This window comes from Sorangium sp. So ce363 (assembly GCF_051520435.1).
Classification (GTDB): Bacteria; Myxococcota_A; Polyangia; order Polyangiales; family Polyangiaceae; genus Sorangium; species Sorangium cellulosum_B.
Window position 1 is genome coordinate 6,044,043 of record NZ_CP150333.1, and the last position, 26,263, is coordinate 6,070,305.

Sequence of the window (26,263 nt, forward strand, 5' to 3'; positions counted from 1 at the left end):
CAGCCCGTCGTGGGGGCAACGAGGCAGCCTCGCGCTCTGGCCGTCCTGGGAACCGCGCTCGCCTGTGGGAGACGGAAGCTGGCTTGACGAGCTCCTCCCCTCCAGCGCGACGGCCCCGAGGTGGTGACAGCGCGGGCAAATCAGCGCCATGGCCCTGCTGGGCTCGCCGGGCGACCCGGGGGCGCTGGCTGGGAACTGGCCGTCAGCTGCACGAACTACCACCGCGATGGGGGGGATCGTCCGTTACTTGGGCTCGCATCGCAAGGCCCACGACTCGCCTGTCGCTCGCGGGTGGCAGCCGAAGAACGCGGCGTCGCCGCAGGACGCATCGCTGCAGCAGACGTCGCTACAGAATCGCTGCGTTTGTTCAGGATCCTTGATGCACATACCACTCCGACAGTCCTCGGGCGTGGAGCACGGAGCGCCGGTGGCCGCGAGGCTGTCCCCGGACAGCAGCGTGATGCACGCGCGGACGGTCGAGCGTCCGTCGATCGCGAGCTCAGCGCAGCCGACGCGCTGCCTCACCTCGCCGGGCGTGTCCGGGCACATCTCCGAGCCACAGCACGGGATGGTGCAGCGGCCGCTCCCTTCAACCTGCGCGCAAAGCCCGGACGCGCAGTCCTCGTCCCGAGCGCACGGCTCGAAGTAGCCTCCATCGCCCAAGGCGGCGGCCTGGCACGCCCAGGCCGGACCGGACGCGACGAGGCCCGTCGTGAGCCGGCACGCCGCCCCGTTCGTGGCGCAGCTGGTGTCGGAACAGCAGGCGTCGACGCAGGCGCCGTCGTTGCAGATGCCAGATCGGCAGTCGCCGGGCGCGGCGCAAGGCGCGCCGGAGAGCCGCGCGCCCACGTCGGGCCGGCCGACCTCCCGGCCGATGCGACAGAGGCCGCTCCCTCCGCCGTCGGGGATCCAGCAGACCGCATCCCGGGCAGGATCGCAGTCGCTCGAGCTGCAGCAGGCGCGCGAGCAACCGCGCGGCCCCTCGACGTCGAACAGCGCGGGATCGAGGCAGAAATCGAGCGCTCCGCAGTCCTCGTGCCGCGCGCAGCGCGCGCCCAGCGCGCGCTCCAGCTGCTGCTCGGCGCAGGCGCCGTCCCTGCAAACGGCGCCCTCGGGGCACGCCGGCGGGCCGAGCGCGCCCTCGTCCGTGCAGCGCACCGGGCCCAGCGTGCCGTCGACGAGGACCTCGCACCCGGCGCCGAGCGACACGAGCGCGGCGAGCGCGGCGAGCGTGCGGAGCAGCCTGCGCCGCGCGGCGCTGGGGCGCATCAGAACTGCACCCGGAGCCGGGCTCCCTCGGCGCCCAGCGACAGGCGGATCCCCTGCGCCCCTGCACCGGCGTCGCGCGGGAGACGGCGATCCTGCCCCGGCGTCAGCGCACGCGCGCCGACGGCCGAGGCCCCGCGAGCGGCCGGGCTCGCCGCGGGGGCCCCGGGAGACAGGTACAGGTAGAGCGCCGCTGCCCCGGAGAGCCCGGCGATCAGCAAGGCGACATCCGCGGCGACGGCGCACCGGTGGGCGGCGCTCGCGTCGGCCTGCAGGTCGGCGATGGAGACGCCGGCCCCGGTGCGCTCGCCGGCGCCGGGATCCCGCGCCAAGGCGAGCGCGGCGAAGACGCCGCCGACCACGAGCGACCCCGCGGCGATGCCCCCGCTGACGCCGAGCCAGGTCGCGCGCGGCATCGCGCTGCCGACCGCGACGGGATGGCGCGGCGAGCGCGGCAAATACGGCAGCGCCGTGGAGGCCGAGGCGCCCTTCGCGGGCGCGGACGGCGGCGGCTTCGCGCTGGCGAGCTCCCGCTTCGCGCCCTTGAGCCGCTTGAGGACCGCGTGCACCTCCTCACGCGCCTTCGGGAGCGCCTCCATGTCGAGGTAGCGGCGGTAGTAGCGCTCGGCCTCGTCGATCTCGCCCAGCCGCTCGTGGATCATCGCCAGGTTGTAGATGAGCTCTTTGCCCTCGGGATCGAGCGCAACGGCGGCCTCCAGCTTCGCGATGGCCGCGCGGTACTCGCCGTGCTGGTAGCGCCGCTGCGCCTCGTCGTGCAGCGCCGTCGCTCGCTCGATGCGGAGCCGCTTCTCCTCCTCGTCTCGCGAGAGCGGCGGCGGGGCGGGAGGGCTCGGCCCGCCGCCCTGCGGCGGCTGCGCGGGCGGGGCGGCGGGCGCGACCACAGGCGCGCGGAGCGGCTCCGGCGGGGGCACCTGCGCCGCCAGCGCCGACGGCGCGCTGTGGGCGACCGCCGCGGCGGCGACGACCGCGGAGGCGAAGCACACGACGATGCGCCCGGCCTCGAAGCCGATCGAGCGAAGCAAGCGCGCTGTGTGGCTCGTCACGGCCGCCCACCATAGCGTAACTTCCGCGCGGATAACGGCGTCTTGCGGCGGGCGGGGTGAAGGCCGCCGCCGCGGCGATCACCTGAGCTTGCAGCTGTACTCGCCGGCGAACACGAGCGCCCGCTCGCACCTGACGTCCACGGTGCGCTTCGCCGTGGTGAACTCGAAGGTCTGGCCGAACGGCGTCCGTTCCAGCCGCGTCATCTGGGCTCTGCAGCCCTCGCTCGCGCGGCGCGGCTCCGGCGCGCTCGCGGCGCCGTCCTCGCCGCACGCGACGAGCGCCGCCCTCCGTTCGACGTCGGCGTTGTCGGAGACGACGTTGTAGACCGCCGAGACGCTGAACGCGACGCAGAGGGCGAAGAGGGCGAGCTGGCCGAAGCGCTTCACAGCCCGAGCTTACCCTGTCCGGCGCGCGAGGGGCTCGTCGCCGCGCGCGACCCGGCTCAGAGGCGCATGCCCGAGCCGGGCAGCGGGTTCCACGGCTGCCGGCGGGTCGTGTACTGGCCCCGCACGAACGCCCCCAGCACGGGCGCGATGTTGCGCGCGATGTCGTCGTCCCACTCGCCGCCGTTGATCCCGTCCTGCGGGGAAAGATCCGGCGAGAGCAGGAAGAAGCCCGGATACAGCCGCCGCGGCACCTTGATCTGATCGAGATCTTCCTTGAAGAGATCGATGTCCACGCGCACGAGCCGCACGCTCCGGAGGGCCGTCTGCATCAGCGGATCGCCGAGCGAGCGGTCGACCCCGCGGCACGGCTCGCAGGGATCGCTCGTCGTCATCACGAGGACCTTCTCGCCCTGGGCGTATGCCTCCGCGCGCTGCTTGGCGAGCTCCTCGCTGAGCACGGACACGTCGACGCCGATATCGACGATGGAGACCCCGCCGATGCGCCGGTGGGTCGTGTGCTGAGGGACGCTGCCGCTCGGCTGCACCGCCGGAGGAGGCGCCTCCGGCAGCGGCATCGACGGCGACGCCGTGCTCGCCGGCTCCGGCGAGGCCTCCCCCTCCGGGAGGGCGGAGGCCGTCTCTCCGCTGTGATGGGTGCTCCACATCCACACGCCGAAGCCGATCGCGGAGCTCCAGCAGAGCGTGAGCAGGACGCCGAGCGCGAGCCCGACGCTGGCGAGCGCGTACCCCCTGCGCACGGCCGGGGCCTGCTCGATCTCGCGGCGAGCCGCCCAGCCGAAGGCGATCGCGGCGATCGCCCCGAGCGGCCCGAACAGCGCCGCGACGAGCGAGCTCACGGCCAGCGTCGAGAGCTGCCGTCGCTCCGGCGGAGGCGGCGGCGTGAGGTAGGGATCCTGGATGATCAGCCGCGCCGCGCGCGCGCGGCTCGGCTGCGCTGCTGCCGGCGCGAGCGCGACGCGCCCGCGGGCCGCGACCGTGTCGCAGGGCGGCACTCCGGCAGGCGGCTCGCTTTCGCAGGGCAGGGCGCCCATCTGCACGTCCCTGAGCGCTGCAGGCGGCTCGTTCGCATCGCGGTTCGGCGGTGGCTGAGTCGGGCCGAATGCGTGGCTCACGCTCTTCATCCTAGCGCCGGAGGCCGTGTTACGCCCGCCGCACGGGCCCTCTCGTGGCGTGAGCGCTCAGGGGATGCAGGTGCGCTCGAGCACACGCAAGACTGCGCGCTTCGTGCTCACACCGGTGCTCATGGGCTCCGTCCATGCGACGCCCACCCGCTCACCGGCGAGCGCCACGCTGGGAGAATCCTTTACGGGAAACACCCCATCCGACACCCGGATCCCTCGAGCAGAGGGCGCTCCGTCGGCGGCCAGCTTCACGAGGAGGGCTTGCCCCTCCACCTTGCCATCGTGGCCGACCCACGCCACGAGGGCCCCGTCGCCGCTCGGCGCGAGCGCGCGCCACTTGCCCTTGCCAACGACCCAGGGCGCCCCGCGCGGCCGCGCCTCGGGGTCCAGCGCGCGGGCGATCAAGGTGGCTCCCTCGCTCCAGACCAGCAGCGCTCCGGCGCTGCCCGTGGCCACAAGGCCGAGCCGCTGATCCCTGTCCGGTGTCTCCTGAGCGGCGCCAGCCGGTCGGTCGCCGCCCTGTCGCTTCGCAACGACGTGGGCATTCCCTTCCCTGCCCGCGGCGTCGAACCGCGAGGCCCGGATGCTCCCGTCCTCCTCGTCCTGCCAGGCGACGAGGTAGCCACCGGACGCGTCGGCAGCGACCGTCGGCCAGCGCGGCTTCTTGGCGCTTCGCGTGACCCCGACCGCCTTGAGCTGCGGCTGCGCAGGGTCCACCGGCGCGAACTGGAACACCCCCAGGCGCTGGCGGTCCGGTCCGAAGGGCGCCGCTGCTACCAGGGCGCCACCTGGAGCGGGCGCGAGGGCGACATGGTCGCTGACCTCCCTCCCGATCGCGCCGACGCGCTGGATCTCGACCGGCGGGTTCGTCTCCCAGCGGGGCCGCGCGTACGCGAGCCCCTCCGCGTCGAACCACGTGACCGCCCATTCGTCTCCCGAGGAGAAGATCCGGAGCCCTGCGTCTCGCGTGCTCGAGATCGCCCTCGCGCGAGCGACCTGCCGGGCCTCGCTATCGAAGCCGGCGAACGCGATCTGCGCGTCCCCTCCCTTGAGGTCCACGAGCCACACGGCCCCGAACGAGCCGTCGGCGCGACCGGCGATCCCCATCCCCTCGCGCAGGATGTAGGTCGCGATATCACCCGACTTCGCCTTGCACCCTTCGAGGGAGCCGATGGGCACGAACTCCTGGACGCCGGTCCCACGCGGCAGCTCGGGCTCGGCCGGCGCAGTGGCCACGGCGGGCTCGGTCGGTGCGCTCGACGCAGCGGCGGCCGCGAGGACCGCGCCCGAGGCGCTCGGACCAGGGGCTGCACTCGCGGCTCCTCCCGCCGAGGGGGAGGAGCGGCGATCACAGGAACTGCTGGAGACGGCGAGCAGGGACAGAGCCACGACTTTGGCAAGAGTCGTGGCTAGAGAAGCAGGATAAGAAGAGCGCTTGGTGCGAAGCAGAGGACTTGAACCTCCACGGGAGTTACCCCACTGGAACCTGAATCCAGCGCGTCTGCCAATTCCGCCAGCTTCGCGAGCGGGGACGGCATCACTACCTCACCCCCTCGCGTTCCGTCAAGCGCTGTGTCACGCCCCGAGCGTTTTTCTTCCGTCGACTGTTCCGTCCGTTGCGTCCGTTACGCCTGTTGCATCCGTCACCTCCATCATCTCCGTAATCTCCATCACCTCCGTTGTGCCCGTCGCGTTCCCGTCCTTCGCCTCGCCCGGGTCTCCTGGTTGCCTTCAGCTGCCAGCTGACCCCGGCGCGCGGCCTCCTTGCCGGGTTGGTTGCCCCGCTGACGCTGCACCGGTGCACGGCGAGGAGCGCCTGTGCTAGGGGAGCGCGCTCCCATGGCGGCCATCGGCTCACCTCCTCCCCTCCTTCTCTTCGTCGGCGTGCGCGCCGTCGACCCGACCCAACAGCTCGACGACGTGATCGACGTCGTCGTGGAAGACGGCGTCATCACCCGGGCGGGACGCGGCGCAGCGACCGACGAGCTGCGCCGCGCCGACCGGGCCGAGATCATCCAGGGCGATGGGCTCCTGCTCCTCCCCGCGTTCGTCGATCTCCACGCCCACCTCCGCGAGCCCGGGCAGGAGTACAAGGAAGACATCGCCTCCGGGCTGGCCGCCGCGGCGGCCGGCGGCTTCGCCCACGTGTGCGCGATGCCGAACACGCGGCCCGTCAACGACACCCGCTCCATCACCGAGGCCATGATCGCGCGAGCCCGCGCGATCGGGGGGCCCGCGCTCCACCCCATCGGCGCGATCACGATGGGCCAGAAGGGCACGGAGCTCACCGAGATGGCCGATCTCAAGGACGCCGGCGCCGTGGCGGTCTCCGACGACGGCCGCTGCGTGACGTCGAGCTCCGTCATGCGCCGCGCGCTCGAGTACGCGAAGACCTTCGATCTCACGATCATCCAGCACGCCGAGGACCACGCGCTCACCGACGGGGCGCAGATGCACGAGGGGGCGATCTCGACGCGGCTCGGTCTCCGGGGCTGGCCGCGCGTGGCCGAGGACATCATCGTCGCGCGCGACGTGCTGCTCGCCGAGGCCACCGGCGCGCGCTACCACGTCGCGCATATCTCGTCGCTCGGGGCGGTCCGCATCCTCCGCGAGGCGAAGGCCCGCGGCATCGCCGTGACCGCCGAGGTGACGCCGCACCACCTGACGCTCACCGACGCCGCCGTGCTCGGCTACGACACGGCGTGCAAGGTCAACCCGCCCCTTCGTGAGCAAGCGGACGTCGACGCGCTCCGCGAGGCGCTCGCGGACGGCACCATCGACGCGGTCGCGACCGACCACGCGCCCCACTCCACGCTCGAGAAGGACTGCGAGTTCGCCGAGGCGTCGCCCGGCCTCATCGGCCTCGAGCTCGTCGTCCCGGTCCTGCTCGACCTCGTCCGGCAGGGCGCCCTCCCCCTCGGGCGGCTCGTCGACGCCCTCACCCGCGCCCCCGCCCGCATCGCGCGGCTCGAGGCGCCCACGATCAAGGCCGGCGCCCGCGCCGAGCTCTGCCTCGTCGATCCGAACCTGAGCTTCGTGCTCGACCCGGCGCGCCTCCGCTCCAAGAGCAAGAACACGCCGTTCCTCGGCCGGCAGCTCACGGGCCGCGTCAAGATGACGCTCGCCTCGGGGCGGGTCGTCTTCGTCGACGGCGAGGGAGCGGCGACATGAGCTCGCGCAAGGTCCATTTCGTCAGCCTCGGGTGCCCCAAGAACCGCGTCGACTCCGAGGTGATGCTCGGCGTCGCCCGCGCGGCCGGCTACGCGCACGTCGACGACGCCGCCGAGGCCGAGGTGATCGTCGTCAACACATGCGGCTTCATCGGCGACGCGAAGAAGGAGTCGATCGACGCCATCTTCGAGATGGCGCAGCACAAGGAGCACGGCAGCTGCAAGCGCCTGGTCGTGGCCGGCTGCCTGTCGCAGCGCCACCCCGAGGAGCTCGCCCGCGAGATGCCCGAGGTCGATCACTTCCTCGGGTCGAGCGACATGCTCAAGCTCGGCCGGGTGCTCGCGGGCGACGCGGAGCGGATGCTCGTCGGCAACCCCGCCGAGTGGCTGATCCAGGCCGGCGATCCGCGCACCCTCTCGACCCCCGGCGGCAGCGCTTACGTCAAGATCGCCGAGGGCTGCAACCGCACCTGCTCGTTCTGCGTGATCCCGGATCTGCGCGGCGCGCAGCGCTCTCGGCCCATCCCGGACGTGGTGCGCGAGGTGGAGCAGCTCGCGGCGGCGGGCGTCCGCGAGATCAACCTCATCTCGCAGGACACGATCGCCTACGGCCGCGACGCGGCGGGCCGCGCCGAGGACGGCGCGCGCGCGACGCTCGCGCAGCTCGTCGAGCGGGTCGCCGACGTGCCCGGCGTGCGCTGGGTGCGGCTGTTCTACCTGTACCCCGAGACGATGACCGACGACCTCGTCGAGCTGCTCGCCGGCCACCCGCGGGTCGTGCCCTACGTCGACATGCCGCTCCAGCACGCCGCCGACGCGATGCTGCGGCGGATGCGGCGCGGCCACGGCGGCGATCGCCTCCGCCGGGTCGTCTCCACGCTGCGCGAGCGCGTCCCCGACCTCACGTTCCGCACCGCGTTCATCGTCGGCCACCCCGGCGAGACCGACGCCGAGTTCGAGGAGCTCTGCGACTTCGTGCGCTGGGCCGAGTTCGAGCGCGTCGGCGTGTTCCGCTACTCCGACGAGGAGGCGAGCCGCAGCTACGAGCTCGAGGGCAAGGTCCCCGCGCGCACGGCCGCGAGCCGCTACCGCCGCCTCATGACGCTGCAGCGCCGCATCGCGCACAAGAAGAGCGCCGCCATGATCGGCCGCGAGCTCGAGGTGCTCGTCGAGGGGACGAGCGACGAGCACGAGTACGTGCTCATGGGCCGCCACGCCGGTCAGGCGCCCGAGATCGACGGACAGGTCTACCTCTCCGGCGGTGAGGTCCGCCCCGGCGAGATGTGCCGCGTCCGGATCACGCAGGCGAGCGACTACGATCTCGTCGGCGAGCTGCTCGACGACGAGGAGAGCGGGCGCGGCGCCGGGCTCCCCCCGGCCGCGGATCTCGGCGCCGTCACGGCGAAGCGGCGCGTCGCCCTGCGCGTGCTGCAAACCGATGGACGCGAGCGCCAACAGAATTGACGGTCCGGCGATCGGGTCGCGGCGCAATCGCTGAAAATCCCGCTGCATCAGCGCGCTCCGCGGCGGAGGGGGCGCGGCACACGGTGTGCTATGACGCCGTGCCGTGCCGATGCTCCGCCGCGCTGCGCTTCACCTCGCCGTCGCCCTCGCGATCTCGCTGCTCGCCGGTGCGGCGTGCCTGAGCCCGACGCTGCCGCTCCCCCCGCCCGAGCCAGCCGACACGATGCGGCCCGCCGCGGATCGCGAGGGGGTGTGGCAGATCGCGGGCAACTGCAGCCCTGGCGCGCGCGTCAGCCTCTTCAACGAGCGGACGCAGCGGGGCGTGATCGAGGACGACACCGACGGGAACGGCCGTTACCTCCTCGAGATCGAGGCCCAGCTCTGCGACACCCTGCTCGTGTGGCAGGAGCTGGAGGGCAACGGAGGCGAGGAGAGCGAGGCGCAATCGTTTGTCGTCGAGGAGCGCACACCGCTCGGCGTCGTGAACGACGCCTGCCCCTGAGTGCGCGACGAAGCCCAATGCGCCGAAGTGGGATAGTGACGACGCAGTGACGTGACGACACGGTGACGTGACGACGACGCGGCGCGCCGCGCCCGATGGCCGCTCTCGACGCGTGAGCGGAGCATCGTGATAGGGTGTTGGCGTGATGGCGTCGATCCCGCCGAGCATCCCGCAGAGCGCCACCCGGGTGCTGGTCGTCGATGACGAGCCGGGCCTCCGCCAGGTGCTCCACATTGCCTTCCACCGCAAGGGCTACGAGGTCGTCGTCGCGCCCGGAGCGCGCGCCGCCATCGAGGCCATCCGCCAGAACCCGCAGCCGTTCCCGCTCGTCCTCACCGACCTCGTGATGCCCGACGGCTCGGGGATCGAGGTGCTCACGGCCGCGAAGGCGCGGAGCAACGCGACCGAGGTGATCGTGATGACCGCGCACTCCACGGTGGAGAGCGCGCTCGACGCGATGCGCCACGGCGCGTACGACTTCGTGACCAAGCCGTTCTCGCCCGCTGAGCTCACCGCGCTCGCGGCGAAGGCGCTCGAGAAGAGCTCGATCGTCGCGGAGAACCAGCGCCTGCGCGCGCAGCTCGAGCGGCTCGATCTCCCGTCGCGCGAGCCGCTCGGCACGAGCGCCGCGATGCAGCGGATCGCCGAGCTGATCGCCAAGATCGCGCCGACGCGCACCACCGTGCTGCTCACGGGTGAGAGCGGGACCGGCAAGGAGCGGGTCGCCCGCGCGATCCACGACCAGAGCGATCGCGCGGCCAGGCCGTTCATGGTCGTCAACTGCGGGGCGCTCCCGGAGGCGCTCATGGAGAGCGAGCTGTTCGGCCACGAGAAGGGCTCGTTCACGGGCGCCGGCGCGCGCTCGATGGGCCTGTTCCGGGAGGCGGACGGCGGGACGCTGCTCCTCGACGAGATCGGGGAGCTGCCGGCCGCGCTTCAGGTGAAGCTCCTCCGCGTTCTCCAGGAGCGAAAGGTCCGCCCGGTCGGCGCCGCCGCGGAGATCTCGGTGGACGTCCGGGTCCTGGCCGCGACCAACCGGGACGTGGAGGCCGAGGTCCGCCAGGGCCGGTTCCGGCAGGATCTCTATTATCGGCTGAACGTCATCCGCATCGAGCTGCCGCCGCTGCGCGAGCGCCCCGGGGACATCTCGCGGCTCGCCGAGCGCTTCCTGCGCCGCTTCGCCGCCGAGCTCGGCAAGGACGTCCGCGGCCTGACGACGGACGCGGTGCGCGCGCTCGACGCCTACGGCTTCCCGGGCAACGTGCGCGAGCTCGAGAACATGATGGAGCGCGCGGTGGCGCTCGCCGGAGGGCCCACGATCGGCCTCGGCGACCTCCCGAGCGCCGTCGCCGGCCTCAGCGCGAGCCCGGCGCCGCTGCTCGCGCAGCTCCCGCCCGAGGGGTGCGCGCTCGACGAGGTGATCGGCGAGCTCGAGCGCCGGCTCATCCTCCAGGCGCTCGAGCGCACCGGCGGCGTCCGCAAGGCGGCCGCGAAGCTGCTGGGCGTCTCGTTCCGGTCGCTGCGCTACCGCCTCGCCAAGCACGCCCTTGCCGCCGATGGGGAGGGCGACGACGACCCGGAGGGAGGATCCCGACGAGAATCGTCACCGCCGGGCGCCCTGCAGTGACGGTTTTCGTCACCGCCGCAAAAGAACACAACCCCACACCTCCGGCCCCCTGCCCTCGTCACCTCAAGGAAAACCGAGGCAACTCATGAGCTTCTCGCGCAACCCGAAGACGACGCCGCGCCGCGCTCTCCTTGGCACGTCACCTGCTGGAGCGTCAGGGCGCATGCGGAGCAGGCGGCGACAGCGAAGCGCAGCGAGCCGAGCGTTCACGCTCGTCGAGCTCCTCGTCGTCGTCGCGATGGTGGGTGTCCTCGCGGCGATCGCCCTCGTGGGCTACCGCAGGTACATGAACGCGGCGGGCATCGCCGAGCCGAAGGCGGTCATTCAAGGCATCCGCGGTGCGCAGGAGTCGTACAAGGCCGAGATGCTCGTGTATCTCGACGTCTCGACCACGCTCGAATCATGGTATCCTGCGGGGACTCTCAACGATCGGAAGCGCGGGTGGGGCGGCGCGGGTGACGGCCAAGCCAACTGGCGTCTGCTCAACGTTTCGACGGACGGCGCGGTCCGCTTCGGGTACGCGACGAAGGCCGGTGTCGGCAACGCCTTCACGGTGACGCCGAACGCGGGCTTCACCTGGGCGGGAATCCCCGGGAACCCGCTGGCGAATGCGAACTATCTGCCCAACGGGCCCTGGTATGTCGTCCAGGCGGCCGGCGATCGGGACGGGGATGGAACGCTGGCATTGCTCCTGACGGCATCCACGATGGCCGAGATCTACTGGGAGAACGACGCGGAGTAGAGGAAGGTTCACCTCGGCGCGGCGCGGAGAGCGCCTGTCCGTGGGAGAGGTTTTCGCGCTGCGGGCCGGCCGAGCCCGCACCAGGCGACATCATGGTCAGTCTCGGCAAAGCATCCAATTAAAGAAAGCATCACGGAGGATCGACACTCATGCGTGCAATCAAGCGATATGACAGGAGAGGCTTCACGCTCGTCGAGCTCATGATCGTCGTTGCCATCATCGGCGTCCTCGCCGCGCTGGCGATCTACGGCGTGCGCCGGTACCTCGCGACCGCGAAGACCTCGGAGGCCAAGAACACGGTGGGCGCGATCACCCGCGGCGCCGCCGCCGCCTACGAGCGGGAGAACGCCGCCGCGGCCATCTTGGGCGGCGGCGCTACCTCGACGGCCGCAAGCCACGAGCTCTGCGACTCGGCGGGCGCGGTCCCGGGGACCATCCCAACGGGCACGAAGTACCAGCCGAACTCGGCCGCGGGAACTGACTTCAACCTGGGCAGCGCGGTCCAGGGCTGGCCGTGCCTCAAGTTCACGATATCGCAGCCGATCTACTATCAGTACCACTATCTCCGGGGTGCGAACAACACCCACGCCGCCCTCACAGGCGCGCCCGCGGTGGGCGCCGGGTTGCTCGGCTTCGAGGCGAGCGCCATCGGCGACATCGACGGCGACGGCACGGCGTTCAGCGGCTTCGCCCGCGGCGGCACCATCACCAACGGCGAGCTGGCGCTGGCCACGCAGGTCTTCGTCAACAACGAGTTCGAATGAGACCTCCCGGCTGCTCGGCTCACATGAGCCGGGCAGCCCCGGTCCATCGGCGTCGTCTCCGAGCGGTGAGGGCGTGTTATGTCGAGCACGACAGCGGTCCGTGGACGAGCCTTCACCCTCATCGAGGTCATGATCGTTGTCGCGATCGCCGGCGTGCTCGCCGCGTTGGCGATCTTCGGCGTGCGCAGCTACCTCGTCACGGCGAAGACGGCTGAAGCGAAGCAGGTCGTCGGCGCCATCACCCGCACCGCGATCGCCCAGTACGAGCGCGAGCGCGACGTCTCGCAGATCCTGGCGGCCACGGGCGTCGCCTCGGCGAACACGCACCTCCTCTGCACCTCGGCGACGCCGGTCCCGCTCCTCTTCGCGTCCGTCGAGGGGAAGAAGTACCAGCCGGACGATGCGCCGGGCGTCGACTTCAACTCGGGCTCGACGCTCGCGGGCTGGCAGTGCCTCGGCTTCTCGATCAGCCAGCCCATCTACTTCCAGTACTCGTACCAGGTCGGCGGAAGCTACGTCAGCCAGGGCCTGCTTGGCGCTCCCATCCCCGGACCGGACGGCTTCGAGGTGGGCGCGGTCGGGGACCTGAAGGGCGACGGGCAGAGGTACACGATCGCCCGCACCGGGGAGGTGCGCGACGGCGAGATCGCGACCAGCACCGCGATCTACACGAACATCGACTCCGACTGATGCGAACCGTGCCTCCCTCGCGCTTGTTCGATCGTGGAGGGGTGAGGTAGAGAGGAGCCCATGACCTGGCGCTCCTGGAGCGCGCTGGAGCTCAGCGCGGCCTTCGCGGTCGGCGGCAGCGTCCTCGCCGTCGCCGTTCCCGCGTTCTTCCGAAACCTCAGCGCGTCCAAGCTGAGCGAGCCCATCGAGGGGCTCGACCGGCTGGTGACGAGCGCGGTCGCCTACGCCGAGTCGCGCCCGCAGGAGATCAGCTTCCCGCCGGCCGCCCCGCTGACCCCGGCGCAGGTGCCGCGCGGCGTGCGCGCGGTCGATCCGCCGGAGTCGTGGGAGCACCTCACCTGGCGGTCGCTCGATTTCCGCTTCGAGGGGCCCCACGCGTTCTCCTTCCAGTTCACGAGCGAGCTCGACGCGTCGAAGGCCATGCGCTTCACCGCGACCGCGCACGGCGACCTCGACGGCGACGGCGTGCTGTCCACGTTCGAGGTGCGCGGCGAGCGGATCCCCGGGGAGCCGGCCCGCGTGCTGCCGGGCATGTTCGTGGACCGCGAGGTGGAATGATGGGGGACCCTCCCTCGCCCGGGGCGGAGCCTCCTCCGGCAGCCCGCTCGCTCCTCGGCCGCCTCGCAGGCGCGCGCGAGGCGCTCGTCGCCGTCGCGCTCTCCGCCGCCGCCGCCGTCGCCATCGGGAGCGTGCGCGCGCCGGCCGCGGACCTGGAGCAGCGGGTCGCCGAGACCTCCGACGTGTACGTGCTGCCGCCGACGGACGAGGTGGTCCGCCTGTCGCTCGGCTACCGCGCCGCGCTGGCCGATCTGCTCTGGTCGCACGTGCTCGTCTCGCAGGGCCTGCACACCATGGAGCGGCGCCGGTTCGAGAACCTCACCCTGCTGCTCGACGCCATCAACGCGCTCGATCCGACCTTCCGCGACCCCTACCTGTTCGCGGACGCGCTCATCACGTTCCAGATGAGCGAGACGCCGCGTCACGAAATCATCAAGGCGCGTGAGATCATGGAGCGCGGAGTCCAGAACCGCCCCCACGACGGCGAGATCTGGCTCGCGCTCGGCCAGTTCGTCGCCTTCATCGCGCCGGCCACGTACCTGACCGATCCCGAGGAGAAGGCGCAGTGGCGCCTCGATGGGGCCCGGATGCTCGCGCGCGCCGCGGAGCTCGGCGGCGGCGACGCGAACATCAGCTGGCAGGCGCTCGGCGGCGCGGGCATCCTGGGGCGCGCCGGCGAGCGAGAGGCGCAGATCCGGTTCCTCCAGCGCACGCTCGCCGTCACCGACGACGAGGAGCTCAAGCAGAAGATCCGCGCGCAGCTCGACAAGCTCCTCGACGCACGCGACGCAGAGAAGTACCGCCGGCGCCTCGACGGGTTCCGCGATCTCTGGCGGCGCGATCTGCCGTTCGTCAGCAACACCGCGATCCTCGTGCTGGGCCCCCCGCGCGACCCGGCGTACTGCGCCGGCGGCGCGCACGCGGACGAGCCGCGCTGCGCGACCACCTGGCGCGCCTGGGCGGAGCGGGTCGAGGGCGAGCGGTGAGCTGCCTCGGGCGCTGAAGCGGCGCGCGCCAGGCATCCCTGGCGGCTAGGTGTTCATTCGAACTTGACGGCCGCGGTCTTGGTCTCGCCTGCCTTCACCGTGACGGTGACCGACTTCTTCCCGAGATCCGGATGGATGAACATCACCGTGTGCGACCCCGCAGGGACGCTGACGCCCACCTTGGGCGTGCTCCCCAGCGGCCGCCCGTCGAGGACCACCTTCGAGACCGGGATCGAGTTGATGTTCAGCGTCGCACCGCCAGCAGCGGCCGCGGGCTCCGGCGCTTCCGCCGGCGCTTCCGCCTTCGGCGCGGCGGCCACGGGCTCCGACCTAGGTGCGGCCGGCCCCGGAGCAGGCGCGGGCGCAGGTGCTGGCGCGGCGGCGGCCGGCTCGGACTTGCGCGCCTCGTCGAGCGCGATCCGGATCGTCTTCTCGGCCTGCCCGTCCTCGAACGAGATCGCCTGAGAGAAGTCCTGGTACCCCTTCTTCGTCGCCACGATCTTCCAGCGCTCGGACGCGGTGACATCCACCTTGACCGGCGGCTTCTTCCAGGCCGAATCGGGAAGCTTTTTCTCCGTGCCCTTGGCGCTCACCAGCTTGACCGAGGCGCCCGACGTGGCGAGCTCCAGCGTCACCTGCCCCTTCAGCACCTTGAGCGCGACCGCGCCGAGGTCCTTCATCTGGCCCTGGCCGACGTCCACCGTCTGCTCCAGAGGCTCGAAGCGCTCGCCGCCGTCGAAGCGGATCTTGTGCTCCCCCGGCGGCACGCTGACCTCGACGGGGAGCGCGCCCTTCTCCTCGCCGTCGATGAAGACCTTCACGCCGGGCGCGCCCGACGCCTTCACGCCGGTCGTGGTCGACGCGCTGGTGGAAGACCGCTCGGCGCCGGCCGCGTCGAGCGTGATCACGACGACCTTGTCCTTGCCGCCCTCGACGATCTCGACGGCGTCGCGCGGCGGGAAGTCGGGGGCGAGGATCTTGACCACCTTGGAGCCGGGCTCGAGATCGCGCACGACGCAAGGCACGGTGTCGCAGCGCTTCTGGCCGTCGAGGAAGATCTCGGCCCGGTCGACGGCGCCGCCGCCCGGGGTCTTCAGGTCGATCGTGAGCGCGCCCTTCTTCGGCACCAGCATGACCACCGCCAGGATGAGCACGGCGACCAGCGCGAGCCCGCCGAGGAGCACGCCCACCTTGCCGGCGCCCTGCTGCACCACGTGGCGCGGGCGGATCTCCGTCGGCTCGTCCTTGCGCGACAGCGCGCGGAGCCCGAGGTCCGGCGGCATCGCCGGCGCGGGCGGGGCGCTCGGGATCGGCGGCGGCGCCGGGACGGGGGTGCGCACCCGCGAGGCCGACGCCGCGCCGCCAGAGCTCGCGACCAGCGCCGCGGCCACCTTCGGGATCGCCGGCGAGCCCGCCGCCGGCAGCGCGCTCGAGCGCCCTGGATTGTAGTCGTTCCCCTGCTTGTCGTAGACGTGGGTCGACTCCTCGTCGTCGTCCCAGTTCATGTCGACCGCGGTGCCCTTGGCCGAGCGAGGCTTCGCGTCGTCACCCGCCTTCAGCGGCGGCTTCACCGACGGCAGGCGCACCGGCGGAGGGACCACCGGAGGCAGCGAGCCCGAGGCCCCGCTGACCGGCGCCGGCGGCAGCGGGCTCTTCGACGGCAGGGCCGGGGCGCTGATCGCGGGCAGGGACGGCTGGCGCGACCGAGGCGGCACCACGGGCGGCAGGGAGCCCGGCTTGACCGAAGGAGGCATCGGCGGCGGGAGCGACCCCGGGCTCGTCCCCTTCGCCGACAGGGGCGGCGGAAGCGACGCCAGACCGGTCCCCTTCTGCGTCACGGCCGGCGGCGGGAGCGACGGCGGCGGGAGCGACGGCGGCGGGAGCGACGGCGGCGGGAGCGACACCGGACCGGTCCCCTTCAACGGCACGGGCGGCGGAAGCGACCCCGGGCTCGTCCCCTTCGACGGCACGGGCGGCGGGAGCGACGACGGGCCGGCCCCCTTCTGCGTCACGGGCGGCGGAAGCGGAGACGGCACGCCGCTGGGGAGCGTCGCCGCATGGTTCGGCGGCGGCGGCACCGCCGCGCCGACGAGGGTGCGCGACCGCGCAGGCGGCGAGGGAGGTACGAGGGCGGTGCTCGTCGCGGGCGACTTCTTCTTCGCGAGCCCCTCGAATACGTCCAGATCGCTGCCGCCCTTGTTGTCCGCCATGTTCGAGAACTCCTCAGGATATGCGGCGCCGTTCACCGCGGCGTCCCGGAAACGGAAACGAAAACGGAAACGATCGCGCATGCTCCGCGCGACGAGCGTGAGCTCGATGTACAAGCGCTCGTCGCGGGCGAGCTCGGAGCGCGCTAGAATCCCCTGATCCGCTGCAGCGTACCGCTGGTCCGGTGACTTCGCGAGCGCCATCGGGAGGATCTCGGCGGCAGCGAGGCGCCGCGCGCGCCGCGATCTCGCGCGGATCCAGCGCTCCACCGCCGGCGATGCGGCGCGCGACGTCCGCGGCGCGCGCGACGTCCGCTGCGCTCCGCAATGCGACGCTGCGCGCGATCCACCACCCGCACATCGCGCGCGCGCCCCCGCCCGGCGAGCCCACGCAGATCCGCGCCGAGATGTCGCAAGCTCCGAAGGATCGCAATCGATGCACCGGCCGACGTGTATTAGTCCGTCGGGCCGCCAGCGCACAAGCGCCTACTGCACGTCAGGGAAGGGCCAAGGCGCCGTCACGCTCAGTGATCGCCGCCTGCCGTTTCCTCTTTCTTCGGCTTTTTGAAGTACCGAACGCGCTTCTGCTGCAGCGGGTACCAGACGCTGTGCGGAACGATCGGTGTGGATTCGAACATCCGGCCAGCGCCAGGCGCCTCGGCGCGCGTGAGCCGGACGGCGCGCGGGCCTGACGGCGGATGGACGGCGGCGCCGGAGAGATCGGTATCGCCGCCGAGGGCCACCGAGAGCGGCCGGGGCAGGTAGAGCCGCGAGGAGCAGCCGAGCCCCGCCAGGAAATCCTGGAGCAGCTTGGCGTCGCGCGGGTCGGCGGGCGCCGGAGGCGGCGCCGATGCGTCCGGCGCCAGCGCGGCGTCCGGGGCGCTGGACGGCCCGGTCGCGGCCCGCTCGACGTAGATCAGCATCCCATCCTCGTCGTTGACGCCCAGCGCGGCCACGGCCCTCGCGCTGCCGAGCGCCCCCGTCGCGATCCGGACCGCGCCGCGCACCGGGGAGGCCGGCGAGGCGGAGAAGGACCCGGCCGAGTGCCAGATGCTCGACCCCTCGCCCTGCCCCGCGCCGGGCGTCGCGGCGCCGTCGCTGAAGACCGCCACGGTCGCTCCCGCCCCGGCCGGCGGGGACGCCCCGGGCTCGCCCAGCGGCGCGGCCGTGACGGTCCGCGGGTCCACCTTGAGCACCCGCAGCCGGACATCGGGCCGCGCGGGATCGGGGCGGATCTCGGTGATCGCGAGCGCATAGGGGAAGCCGTGCTGCGGGAGCCCCTGGGTGCGCCAGGCGCCCTCCCCCGCCTCGGCCGGCGCCGCGCGGGGTGCCAAGGGCGGCCCCGGCAACAGGTGCCGCAGCGTCATGTAGAAGAAATCGCGCGCCTCCCGCCGGATATAGCGGGGGAAGTTCATCAGGCCCATGCCGCGGATGAGCCGGCGGCCGCGGAACCGGTAGCCCGAGAGCCCCGAGACATCGCCCTCGGTCTCCCATTCCCCCTGGAGCGGGCGCCCCAGCGGCGGCAGCTCGCCGCTCGGCGCCACACGATAGAACTCGAGCCCGCTGTGGCCCGCGTTCATGTCGAGCGCGATCCCGTAGGAGCAGCGGGCCTGGATCATCGCCTGGGCCAGGGCCTCCGGGCTCACGTCGGCGCCATAGAAATAGGCGACGAAGCGCTCCCGGGTCAGGCAGATGCCGGTCCTGACCGTGTGCGTCTTGTCGGCCCACCCGGGCGGCGTGCCTCCCCACCACGTCCGGCCGAAGGGATTCCACTTCTCGTCCTCGACCATGACCGTCATGTTCTGGCGGAACGACAGCATCCATTCGGGGACGTTCTCGTCCTCCGACCAGCTCCCGAAGACGGTGCTGCCGTCGCGCCGGACGGCCACCGTCGCGGCGTAGGGCTTCGGCGGCAGGTACATCACCCCGTCGGCCATCATGCCGAACTCGCCGTGCATCGCCTGGAAGCCGGCGTTCGACGCGGCGACCACGCGCTTCATGACCTCGGGCGTGCGCGGGATGAGCCCCGGCCCGGCCTCGCCCGTCGCGCCCTTGGGCTCCACCGTGCCCGCCATCATGTGGAGCTCCACCTGGCGCGGGTCCCAGAGCGCGATGTAGACGCGCGTCGCCTTGCGCGAGCGGTCCGTCCGGAGGAACGTGGTCATGAACGCCGGCGGGAGCCCGTCGAGCTGGCGCACGAAGGCGTCGCCCCCCTGGGGGTTCCACTGCCCCTCGCCCGGCAGCGGCGGCGTCACCCAGGGTTCGAGCGGCGCCGGCGGCCAGCCGATCTCGGGATCGATCGGGATCTGGCGGACGGGCGGATCCAGCTCGCTCTGGCCGAGGTCCGCGGCGATGTCCTCCGCGCCGGTGTCGCCCGTCACCGCCTCCTTGTTGCGGAGGACGAAATCCAGCGCCGTGAACGCCACGGCCTTGACCGTCTGCATCGCGGCGTCGCCGATCACGAGGCGCACGCGGTCGACCGCCCAGGTGACGAGGTTCCCCGGCCGCGCGACCTCGGACGCCTCGGCGCGGATCCACGCGGGCAGCGCCGCGTCGTCCACGCCGCGCACCGGCAGACGGGCCTCGCGGCCGCCCGCGCGGACGACGACCGCGCTGTCGTCCTCCAGCGCGACGGCGACGTCGCCCGCGTCCGGGCCGCGGCGGCTCCGCGGCTCCTCCGCGCGCGGCTCTTCGGCGCCCGGCTCCTCGGGGCGCGGCTCCTCGGCGCCGTTCTCCTCGCTCCGGGCGAGGTCGATCGCGAAGGTCCGCCGGCCGATCCCGCGCAGCCGGCCTGTCGCCTGCCAGCTCGTGACGGCGTGCTGGAGCCGCTCGACGAGGGACCAGTCCGCGCCGCCCGAGAGCTCTTGCCCGTCCAGCTCGAGCACGTGCACCGTGGGCGACGCGGCCTCGATCAGCGGGCGCGAGATGTAGGCGAGGGCCTCGCCGCGGAGCACGGGCTTCGACTCGTCCGCGCCGCTCGTCTCGGTGAGGTTGTGGATCGCCGAGACGTCGAGCAGGACGCCCTCCGGCGAGAGCCTCGCGTCGACGAGGTACAGGTCGGTGGGCTCCCCGCGCTCGCCGCCGGCGCGCACGCCGCGCACGCCGCGCGCGACCGCGCGCGCGTCAGCGCCGAACGGGCGGAGGCCGCCGCGCGGCGGATCCACCCACACCACGTCGCCGGCCGCTGCGGTGATGCCCCGCTCCGCGAGCTCCGCGGCGAGCGCGGTCGAGCGGTCGCGAGCGCCTCCGCCGACGTCGGGCGACATCGCTACGGCCGCGGACGCGCAGAGGACGAGGATGCCGATGCGCTGGCGGCGCAGGGAGGGCGTTTTCGGGGACTGCATTCGCGGACAACGCGCGGAGGGGCGGGGCTCCTGCCCGATTGGTCGAGGACGACCGGACGCGCGCGCGGCAGCCGTTATCATCGTTTTTGTACCGCGGCCAGGTTCGGGGGCGCGCGGCGCTAGCGTCCGCCGAACCGGCGGTGCTACATCGGGCGCGCCCATGTCGAACGCTGACTCGCCCCCTCTCCGCCGCGACGAGGCGCTGACGATAGCGCGCCTCGCCCACCTCGACCTCTCCGCCGAGGAAATCGAGCGCCTCACCGGTGATCTCGGCAACATCCTCAGCTACGTCCGGCAGCTCGAGGAGCTCGACGTCTCGGCGGTGCCGCCGACGGCGCACGTGCAGATCGAGCGGCTGCCGCTCCGCGCCGACGAGGAGGCGCCGAGCCTGCCGCGCGAGGTGGCCCTGCGGGAGGCGCCGCGGGTCGAGGACGACGGGTTCGCCGTTCCGGCGTTCGTGGACGAGGGGTGACGCCGATGGACACAGCGATCCTCGATCGATCCATCCCGGAGCTCGCGGCGCTCGTGCAGCGCGGCGAGGTGAGCGCCGAGGAGGTGGCCAGGGCCGCGCTCTCGCGCATCGAGCAGCGCGACGGCGCGCTGGGCGCCTTCCTCACCGTGCAGGGGGAGCAGGCCGTCGCGGCGGCGCGCGCGCTCGACGCGCGGCGCGCGCGGGGCGAGGCGCTCGGCCCGCTCGCCGGCGTGCCGATCGGCCTCAAGGACGCGCTCTGCACCGAGGGCGCCCCGACGACCGCCGGCTCGAAGATCCTCACACGGGCGGCGGCGGGCGGGGACGGCGCGTCCAAGACGCCCGACCCGGCGCGCGGGTTCCGCCCGCAGTTCGACGCGACGGTCGTCGCCCGCCTGCGCGAGGCCGGCGCGATCCTGCCGGGCAAGTGCAACATGGACGAGTTCGCGATGGGCTCGTCGAACGAGAACAGCGCCTTCGGCCCGGTGAAGAACCCGTGGGACCCGTCGCGCATCCCCGGCGGATCGTCCGGCGGAAGCGCGGTCGCGGTGGCGGCGGGGATGACGCCCGGCTCGCTCGGGTCGGACACGGGGGGCTCCATCCGCCAGCCGGCGAGCCTCACCGGCGTCGTCGGCATCAAGCCGACGTACGGCCGCGTCTCTCGCTATGGCCTTATCGCGTTCGCCTCGAGCCTCGACCAGATCGGGCCGTTCGCGCAGGACGTGAAGGGCGCGGCGCGCCTGCTCGAGGTGATCTCGGGCCGCGATCCGCGCGACGCGACGAGCCTCGACGCCCCGGTGGGCGCCTGCGAGGCCGCGTGCGGCCGCGACGTCGCGGGGCTGCGCATCGGGGTGCCCGAGGAGTACTTCGCGAAGGGCATCGACGCGCGGGTCGAGGCGAAGGTGCGGGAGGCCATCGAGGGACTGCGCGGCCTCGGCTGCGAGATCAAGCCCGTGCGCCTGCCGCACACGCGGTACGCCGTGGCGGCCTACTACATCGTCGCGACGGCGGAGGCGTCGTCCAACCTGGCGCGCTTCGACGGCGTGCGCTTCGGGCTGCGCGTCGAGGGCGACCGCGGCGGCAAGGCGGACCTCCAGGGCCTCTACGGCCGGACACGCGGCGAGGGGTTCGGCCGGGAGGTGAAGCGCCGGATCCTGCTCGGCACGTACGTGCTGTCCGCGGGCTACTACGACGCGTATTACCTGCGCGCGCAGAAGGTGAGGACGCTGATCCGGCGCGATTTCGACGAGGCCTTCCGCGAGGTGGACCTCATCGCGGCGCCGGTCTCGCCGACGGTCGCGTTCCGGCTGGGGGAGCGGGTGGACGATCCGCTGTCGATGTACCTGGCCGACGTCTACACGCTGCCCGCCAGCATGGCCGGGCTACCCGCGATCAGCGTCCCGTGCGCGACAGCGCAGGCGCAGGACGGCGGGCCTCCGCTGCCTGTCGGCCTGCAGCTCATCGGCCCTGCGCTGGAGGAGGCGCGGCTCTGCCAGGCGGCCTACGCGTGGGAGCAGATCTCGCCGGTGCGCGGGCTGCGCGCGCGCGTGTCGAACGCGTGACGAGCGGAGCGCGCCGATGAGCTCCGCGATCACCGTGGCGGCGGCCGGCCCCGAGCACCTCCCGGGGCTCGAGGCGCTCTTCGAGGCCGCCGGCACGCCCTGCTACTGCCGGTACTACCACTTCGGCGGCACCAACAACGAGTGGCTCGCGCGGTGCTCGGACGGCCAGGGCGAGAACCGCCGGGAGTTCGCCGAGGCGCTCGCCTCGGGCAGCGACGAGGCGCGCGGCGTCGTGGCGCTCGCGCCGGAGGCGCCGCACGTCGTCGGGTGGCTCAAGGTCGCGCCCGCGGCGGCCGTGGCGAAGGCGTACGAGCGACGCCTGTACCGCGGGCTGCCGTGCTTCGCGGGCGATCGCGCCGGCGTCTTCCTGATCGGCTGCGCCGTCGTGCACCCGGGCCACCGGCGGCGAGGCGTCGCGACCGCGCTCGTCGCGGGCGCGGTGGAGCTCGCGCCCTCCTGGGGCGCGCGCGCCCTCGAGGCCCTGCCGCGCCGGCCGAAGGAGCCGGTGAGCGACGAGGAGCTGTGGACCGGCCCGGTCTCCGCGTTCACGCGGAACGGATTCGCCGAGGTGCACGCGTTCGAGCCGTATCCGGTCCTGCGCCGGGCGTTGTGACAGCGCCGCGGCGAGGCCCGGCCGGGGTCGCGCTTCGCTTGCGCGCGCCGGCCGACCAGGTAGTGTCGCGCCCGGCGCATGGCTCCCACCTCCGAACACCCTGAAGCCGCGGCCCACGACGCCGCCGAGCGGAGCTCCGCCGCCGGCGCAGATCACGCCGCGCCTGGCTCCGCCGCGGGCACGGCCACGGCCGGCGCGAGCGAGCCCCCGGCGTCCGCAGCGGCGGAGGCGTCGCCGACCAGCCGGCGCGCGTCGTCCGGCCCGAGGGGCCGGGTCATCGCGCTCACCGGCGCCGCGTCCTTCCTCGGGCGCAACCTGATCGGGATCCTCGAGGAGGACCCGCGCATCGCGCGCGTGGTGGCCATCGACATCAAGCGGCCGGACACGGGCGGCTCCAAGCTGCGCATGCACACGGTCGACCTGACGGAGCCCGCGTCCGAGGAGCGCGTCGCCGAGGTGCTTGCGGCCGAGCAGGTGGACACGCTCGTCCACCTCTGCTTCCTGTCGTCGCCCACCCCGGCGACCGCCTGGGCCCACGAGCTCGAGTCGGTCGGCACGATGCACCTGCTCCACGGGGCGCGCCAGGCGAGCCTGCGCAAGCTGATCCTCTGGAGCCAGACGATCCTCTACGGCGCGCACCCGACCAACCCCAATTTCCTCACGGAGAAGCACCCGCTCCGGGCGGATCCGGACGAGCGCTTCTTCGCGGACAAGATGGCCGCCGAGCGGGAGCTCAACGCCTTCGGCGCGAAGACCAAGGGCACGACCGTCACCATCTTGCGGACCGCGCCGATCCTGGGCCCGACCGTCCAGAACTACGTCACCCGGTTCCTGGCGCGGCGCCTGGTCATGACGATGCTCGGCTTCGATCCGCTGTGGCAGTTCATCCACGAGGTCGACGCGATCGCCGCCTTCAAGCTGGCCATCGACAGCGATTTCCCCGGGACCTTCAACATCGTGGGCGACGGCGTGCTGCCGCTCTCCACGATCGTGCGCCTCGCGGGCCGGACGGCGGTCCCGGTGCTGCACAGCGCCGCCGGGCCGCTCGCCTCGGCGCTCTGGGCTGCGCACGCGGCGATCGCCCCGCCCAGCTTCCTGCGGTACCTGCGCTATCTCTGCGTGGCGGACGGCGAGAAGGCGGCGCAGGTGATGGGGTTCCGGCCGGTCTACACGACGCGCGAGGCGTTGCTCGATTACACGAGCGCGCAGCGGCTGCGGGACGTGCGCCTGCTGCAAGAGACGCCCGCGTGATGCGGTTCGGGGGGTGAGCGATGGGCACGGAGCACGATCGAGAGCTCGAGGAAGCAGGGGCAGGGAATGGATCGCCGCCGTCGACGCGCGGGCGCCCCGATCGGACGGGGCCCAGGCAGGTCGTGCCGAGCGTCGACGTCGAGGACGACGAGGCCCGGTACCTGGCGCCGATCGGCCCGACGGAGCCCTCGGACGCGCGGAAGACGCAGTCGTCCGAGGTGCACGCCCCGGTCGTGCCGGTGACGGCCGAGGAGCTCCAGCGCCAGATCAGGGAGCTCGAGGCGCGGCTCAAGCGGATGCTCGCCGGGGGGCCATCGCCCGACGCGAGCGGCGCGGTGGGAGGCGTGCCCGAGACCGAGCGGAGCCCGCGCCTGGGCGGAGCGCCCGCCGCGTCGGCCGGCTTCGCCAGCGAGCCGCCGCTGTCCGAGCCCGGGACGGCGCGCGACGTCCTGTCGACCGACTTCTACCTGCGGCAGTGGGGCCGCGCCGGCCTGCGCCGCCGCTCGGAGGAGGTCGACGAGTTCGGCTTCGATCCCAAGTACGAGGCCCGGTACAGGTCGCTCTTCGACTTCCTGCACAGGGTTTATTTCAGGATAGATATCGAAGGCATCGAGCGTATCCCCGCCGAGGGGCGGTGCCTCGTGGTGTCCAACCATTCGGGCGGGCCCATCCCCTACGACGGGCTCATGCTGCGGGCCGCGGTGCGGCGGGAGCACCCGGCACGGCGGGAGCTCCGCTGGCTGGCCGACGATTTCGTGTACTACCTGCCGTTCGCCGGCACGATCATGAACCGGCTCGGGGCCGTGCGGGCCTGCCAGGAGAACGCGGAGCGGCTGCTCGCGGGCGAGCGGCTCATCGCGGTCTTCCCGGAGGGCGTCAAGGGCAGCGGGAAGCTCTACAAGGACCGGTACCAGCTCCAGCGGTTCGGTCGCGGCGGCTTCATCCGGCTCTGCCTGCGCACGCGCACGCCGCTCGTCCCGTGCGCCATCGTGGGGGCCGAGGAGACGAACCCGCTGTTCTATCGGGTCGAGCACCTCACACGCGCGCTCGGCATCCCGTACCTGCCCATCACGCCGACCTTCCCCGCGCTCGGGCCGCTGGGCCTCGTTCCGGCGCCCACCAAGTGGAAGATCCGCCTGGCCGATCCGGTGCGGTTCGACGCGTACGGCCCGGAGGCGGCGGACGATCAGATCCTGGTGCGGCGCCTCGCGGAGCGCGTGCGCGCGACGATCCAGGGGCTCATCGACGAGACCCTGGCCACCCGGAAGTCGATCTGGTTCGGATGAAGCGATCTCCCGAGGCGAATCCTCACTCCATGCCCGAAGATACAAACGAAGGCGATCCGCCCGCCGAGCCCGAGCGAGCGACGACCAGGGGCGCGCGGCCGGAGGGCGTGCTGGTGATCGACAAGCCGCGCGGGCCGACGAGCCACGACGTCGTGGCCCGCCTGCGCCGCGCCCTCGGCGTGAAGCGCATCGGGCACGCGGGGACGCTCGACCCGATGGCGTCCGGCGTCCTCGTGGTGCTCGTCGGCGAGGCCACCAAGCTCGCCCCGTACCTGACCGCGCAGGACAAGCGCTACACGGCGCGCGTCGTCCTCGGCGTGGGGACGGACACCCTCGACGCGGACGGGCAGATCACCGCGACGCAGCCCCTGCCGCCGTGGCTCGACGCGGAGCTCGGCGCCCTCGCCGGGGCCGGCGGGCCTCCCGGCGGTGAGGCGCTCGCGCGCGCGGCGCCGCGCATCGCCGCCGCGATCGACGCGGAGCGGGCGCGGCGGGAGCAGGCGCCGCCGGCCTACTCGGCCATCAAGGTCGCCGGGCAGCGCAGCTACGCCCTGGCGCGCGCCGGCCAGGCGGTGGAGCTGTCGGCGCGGGCCGTCGAGGTCCGGTCGCTCGAGGTGACCGGCGCCTCGCGCGGCGTGTTTGGTGCACCTGCCGCGGGCGCGGCGCCGGCCGCGGGCGCGGCGCCGGCCACCCTCGATCTCGAGCTCGGGGTGAGCAAGGGCTATTACGTGCGCTCGCTGGCGCGCGACCTGGGCGCGCACCTCGACGTCCCCGCGCACCTGTCCGCGCTCCGGCGCACGGCGAGCGGCAGCTTCACCGTGGAGCAGGCCGTGTCCCTCGACGCCGGCACCGAGGCGCTGCGCGCATCGCTGCGCCCGCTCGCCGACGCAGCCGCCGCGAGCCTCCCGGTCGCCCGCCTGACCGAGCACGGCGCCCGGCGCGCGCGCATGGGACAAGCGCTCACCGAATCCGACTTCTCCGTGGCTCCTGCGCACCCTGGCGCCGCTGTATGGCTCGATCCGGACGGGGTTGTCGTGGCGCTCGGCGCGTCGGAGGTCGCCGATGGGAACGCCGGTGAGAGCCTTCCAGCGCCATCGCCGACTCGGTTTTCCGTCCTGCGCGGTTTTTCCGAAGCGCCCGACATGCGTGGGAATGCTGCTAGATAAGAG

Annotated in this window: 22 protein-coding genes and 1 tRNA gene; 15 read left to right on the plus strand and 8 right to left on the minus strand. The window is 73.0% G+C overall.

Going from position 1 to position 26,263, the window contains the following annotated elements:
- Positions 1-243: 243 nt before the first annotated feature.
- The 6 genes from WMF12_RS22595 to WMF12_RS22620 all read right to left on the minus strand — a co-directional run bounded on the left by WMF12_RS22595 (position 244) and on the right by WMF12_RS22620 (position 5,382).
- The gene (locus tag WMF12_RS22595) at positions 244-1,269 is read right to left on the minus strand and encodes a hypothetical protein (protein ID WP_437873586.1); all 1,026 of its coding nucleotides are present in this window, start codon (positions 1,267-1,269) and stop codon (positions 244-246) included.
- Complete coding sequence (locus tag WMF12_RS22600) at positions 1,269-2,330, minus strand: tetratricopeptide repeat protein (protein WP_437873587.1); 1,062 nt, start codon at positions 2,328-2,330, stop codon at positions 1,269-1,271. Before WMF12_RS22600 ends, WMF12_RS22595 begins: the two co-directional genes overlap by 1 nt.
- Before the next feature lie 78 nt (positions 2,331-2,408).
- Positions 2,409-2,717 (minus strand): hypothetical protein, encoded by a 309-nt coding sequence (locus tag WMF12_RS22605; protein WP_437747689.1) that lies wholly within the window; start codon positions 2,715-2,717, stop codon positions 2,409-2,411.
- Between the two features lie 56 nt (positions 2,718-2,773).
- The gene (locus tag WMF12_RS22610) at positions 2,774-3,850 is read right to left on the minus strand and encodes a DUF4190 domain-containing protein (protein ID WP_437873588.1); all 1,077 of its coding nucleotides are present in this window, start codon (positions 3,848-3,850) and stop codon (positions 2,774-2,776) included.
- Between the two features lie 66 nt (positions 3,851-3,916).
- Complete coding sequence (locus tag WMF12_RS22615; protein WP_437873589.1) at positions 3,917-5,095, minus strand: hypothetical protein; 1,179 nt, start codon at positions 5,093-5,095, stop codon at positions 3,917-3,919.
- A gap of 200 nt (positions 5,096-5,295) precedes the next feature.
- Positions 5,296-5,382: transfer RNA gene (locus WMF12_RS22620), tRNA-Leu, on the minus strand.
- Positions 5,383-5,698: 316 nt separating this feature from the next.
- Here WMF12_RS22620 and WMF12_RS22625 point away from each other — a divergent pair.
- The 9 genes from WMF12_RS22625 to WMF12_RS22665 all read left to right on the plus strand — a co-directional run bounded on the left by WMF12_RS22625 (position 5,699) and on the right by WMF12_RS22665 (position 14,362).
- Positions 5,699-7,030 (plus strand): dihydroorotase, encoded by a 1,332-nt coding sequence (locus tag WMF12_RS22625; RefSeq protein ID WP_437873590.1) that lies wholly within the window; start codon positions 5,699-5,701, stop codon positions 7,028-7,030.
- On the plus strand, positions 7,027-8,493 hold the full coding sequence (gene rimO, locus WMF12_RS22630) for a 30S ribosomal protein S12 methylthiotransferase RimO (RefSeq protein WP_437873591.1): 1,467 nt from the start codon (positions 7,027-7,029) through the stop codon (positions 8,491-8,493). The genes WMF12_RS22625 and rimO overlap by 4 nt, the downstream gene beginning before the upstream one ends.
- A 109-nt stretch (positions 8,494-8,602) precedes the next feature.
- Positions 8,603-8,995, plus strand: coding sequence for a hypothetical protein (locus tag WMF12_RS22635; RefSeq protein ID WP_437873885.1), 393 nt, complete (start codon positions 8,603-8,605; stop codon positions 8,993-8,995).
- Between the two features lie 145 nt (positions 8,996-9,140).
- The gene (locus WMF12_RS22640) at positions 9,141-10,622 is read left to right on the plus strand and encodes a sigma-54-dependent transcriptional regulator (RefSeq protein ID WP_437873592.1); all 1,482 of its coding nucleotides are present in this window, start codon (positions 9,141-9,143) and stop codon (positions 10,620-10,622) included.
- A gap of 163 nt (positions 10,623-10,785) precedes the next feature.
- Positions 10,786-11,364: a type IV pilin protein gene (locus WMF12_RS22645; RefSeq protein WP_437747694.1), complete on the plus strand. Its 579-nt coding sequence runs from the start codon at positions 10,786-10,788 to the stop codon at positions 11,362-11,364.
- Between the two features lie 149 nt (positions 11,365-11,513).
- On the plus strand, positions 11,514-12,128 hold the full coding sequence (locus WMF12_RS22650; protein WP_437873593.1) for a type IV pilin protein: 615 nt from the start codon (positions 11,514-11,516) through the stop codon (positions 12,126-12,128).
- Between the two features lie 78 nt (positions 12,129-12,206).
- Entirely contained in the window at positions 12,207-12,818 is a 612-nt protein-coding gene (locus WMF12_RS22655) for a type IV pilin protein (RefSeq protein ID WP_437873594.1), read from the plus strand.
- 60 nt (positions 12,819-12,878) lie between these two features.
- Complete coding sequence (locus tag WMF12_RS22660) at positions 12,879-13,376, plus strand: hypothetical protein (RefSeq protein ID WP_437873595.1); 498 nt, start codon at positions 12,879-12,881, stop codon at positions 13,374-13,376.
- The gene (locus tag WMF12_RS22665; RefSeq protein WP_437873596.1) at positions 13,376-14,362 is read left to right on the plus strand and encodes a hypothetical protein; all 987 of its coding nucleotides are present in this window, start codon (positions 13,376-13,378) and stop codon (positions 14,360-14,362) included. The genes WMF12_RS22660 and WMF12_RS22665 overlap by 1 nt, the downstream gene beginning before the upstream one ends.
- Before the next feature lie 53 nt (positions 14,363-14,415).
- Here WMF12_RS22665 and WMF12_RS22670 read toward each other — a convergent pair whose 3' ends face one another.
- Positions 14,416-16,773, minus strand: a complete 2,358-nt coding sequence (locus WMF12_RS22670) for a PEGA domain-containing protein (RefSeq protein WP_437873597.1) — start codon at positions 16,771-16,773, stop codon at positions 14,416-14,418.
- Positions 16,774-17,093: 320 nt separating this feature from the next.
- Positions 17,094-19,913, minus strand: coding sequence for a hypothetical protein (locus WMF12_RS22675; protein ID WP_437873598.1), 2,820 nt, complete (start codon positions 19,911-19,913; stop codon positions 17,094-17,096).
- 160 nt (positions 19,914-20,073) lie between these two features.
- Here WMF12_RS22675 and gatC point away from each other — a divergent pair, with 160 nt between their 5' ends.
- From gatC to WMF12_RS22705, 6 genes are all read left to right on the plus strand, one after another.
- Complete coding sequence (gene gatC / locus WMF12_RS22680; protein WP_012236913.1) at positions 20,074-20,385, plus strand: Asp-tRNA(Asn)/Glu-tRNA(Gln) amidotransferase subunit GatC; 312 nt, start codon at positions 20,074-20,076, stop codon at positions 20,383-20,385.
- 5 nt (positions 20,386-20,390) lie between these two features.
- Positions 20,391-21,944, plus strand: a complete 1,554-nt coding sequence (gene gatA / locus WMF12_RS22685; protein WP_437873599.1) for an Asp-tRNA(Asn)/Glu-tRNA(Gln) amidotransferase subunit GatA — start codon at positions 20,391-20,393, stop codon at positions 21,942-21,944.
- A 16-nt stretch (positions 21,945-21,960) separates the two neighbouring features.
- Complete coding sequence (locus WMF12_RS22690) at positions 21,961-22,557, plus strand: GNAT family N-acetyltransferase (RefSeq protein ID WP_437747702.1); 597 nt, start codon at positions 21,961-21,963, stop codon at positions 22,555-22,557.
- 78 nt (positions 22,558-22,635) lie between these two features.
- Positions 22,636-23,808, plus strand: coding sequence for an NAD-dependent epimerase/dehydratase family protein (locus WMF12_RS22695; RefSeq protein WP_437873600.1), 1,173 nt, complete (start codon positions 22,636-22,638; stop codon positions 23,806-23,808).
- A 20-nt stretch (positions 23,809-23,828) separates the two neighbouring features.
- Positions 23,829-25,094, plus strand: coding sequence for a lysophospholipid acyltransferase family protein (locus WMF12_RS22700; protein WP_437873601.1), 1,266 nt, complete (start codon positions 23,829-23,831; stop codon positions 25,092-25,094).
- A 29-nt stretch (positions 25,095-25,123) separates the two neighbouring features.
- A complete protein-coding gene (locus WMF12_RS22705) occupies positions 25,124-26,260 on the plus strand; it encodes a tRNA pseudouridine synthase B (RefSeq protein WP_437873602.1) in 1,137 nt (378 codons plus the stop codon).
- Positions 26,261-26,263 lie beyond the last annotated feature (3 nt).

Excerpts from the sequence above, each read along its gene's own strand:
- WMF12_RS22655 (WP_437873594.1), top strand. The coding sequence starts at position 12,207 with ATGTCGAGCACGACAGCGGTCCGTGGACGAGCCTTCACCCTCATCGAG.
- WMF12_RS22625 (WP_437873590.1), top strand. The coding sequence starts at position 5,699 with ATGGCGGCCATCGGCTCACCTCCTCCCCTCCTTCTCTTCGTCGGCGTG.
- WMF12_RS22645 (WP_437747694.1), top strand. The coding sequence starts at position 10,786 with ATGCGGAGCAGGCGGCGACAGCGAAGCGCAGCGAGCCGAGCGTTCACG.
- WMF12_RS22665 (WP_437873596.1), top strand. The coding sequence starts at position 13,376 with ATGGGGGACCCTCCCTCGCCCGGGGCGGAGCCTCCTCCGGCAGCCCGC.
- gatA (WP_437873599.1), top strand. The coding sequence starts at position 20,391 with ATGGACACAGCGATCCTCGATCGATCCATCCCGGAGCTCGCGGCGCTC.
- WMF12_RS22650 (WP_437873593.1), top strand. The coding sequence starts at position 11,514 with ATGCGTGCAATCAAGCGATATGACAGGAGAGGCTTCACGCTCGTCGAG.
- WMF12_RS22635 (WP_437873885.1), top strand. The coding sequence starts at position 8,603 with ATGCTCCGCCGCGCTGCGCTTCACCTCGCCGTCGCCCTCGCGATCTCG.
- gatC (WP_012236913.1), top strand. The coding sequence starts at position 20,074 with ATGTCGAACGCTGACTCGCCCCCTCTCCGCCGCGACGAGGCGCTGACG.
- WMF12_RS22670 (WP_437873597.1), bottom strand. The coding sequence starts at position 16,773 with ATGGCGCTCGCGAAGTCACCGGACCAGCGGTACGCTGCAGCGGATCAG.
- rimO (WP_437873591.1), top strand. The coding sequence starts at position 7,027 with ATGAGCTCGCGCAAGGTCCATTTCGTCAGCCTCGGGTGCCCCAAGAAC.
- WMF12_RS22660 (WP_437873595.1), top strand. The coding sequence starts at position 12,879 with ATGACCTGGCGCTCCTGGAGCGCGCTGGAGCTCAGCGCGGCCTTCGCG.
- WMF12_RS22695 (WP_437873600.1), top strand. The coding sequence starts at position 22,636 with ATGGCTCCCACCTCCGAACACCCTGAAGCCGCGGCCCACGACGCCGCC.
- WMF12_RS22690 (WP_437747702.1), top strand. The coding sequence starts at position 21,961 with ATGAGCTCCGCGATCACCGTGGCGGCGGCCGGCCCCGAGCACCTCCCG.
- WMF12_RS22595 (WP_437873586.1), bottom strand. The coding sequence starts at position 1,269 with ATGCGCCCCAGCGCCGCGCGGCGCAGGCTGCTCCGCACGCTCGCCGCG.
- WMF12_RS22675 (WP_437873598.1), bottom strand. The coding sequence starts at position 19,913 with ATGCAGTCCCCGAAAACGCCCTCCCTGCGCCGCCAGCGCATCGGCATC.
- WMF12_RS22705 (WP_437873602.1), top strand. The coding sequence starts at position 25,124 with ATGCCCGAAGATACAAACGAAGGCGATCCGCCCGCCGAGCCCGAGCGA.
- WMF12_RS22640 (WP_437873592.1), top strand. The coding sequence starts at position 9,141 with ATGGCGTCGATCCCGCCGAGCATCCCGCAGAGCGCCACCCGGGTGCTG.
- WMF12_RS22700 (WP_437873601.1), top strand. The coding sequence starts at position 23,829 with ATGGGCACGGAGCACGATCGAGAGCTCGAGGAAGCAGGGGCAGGGAAT.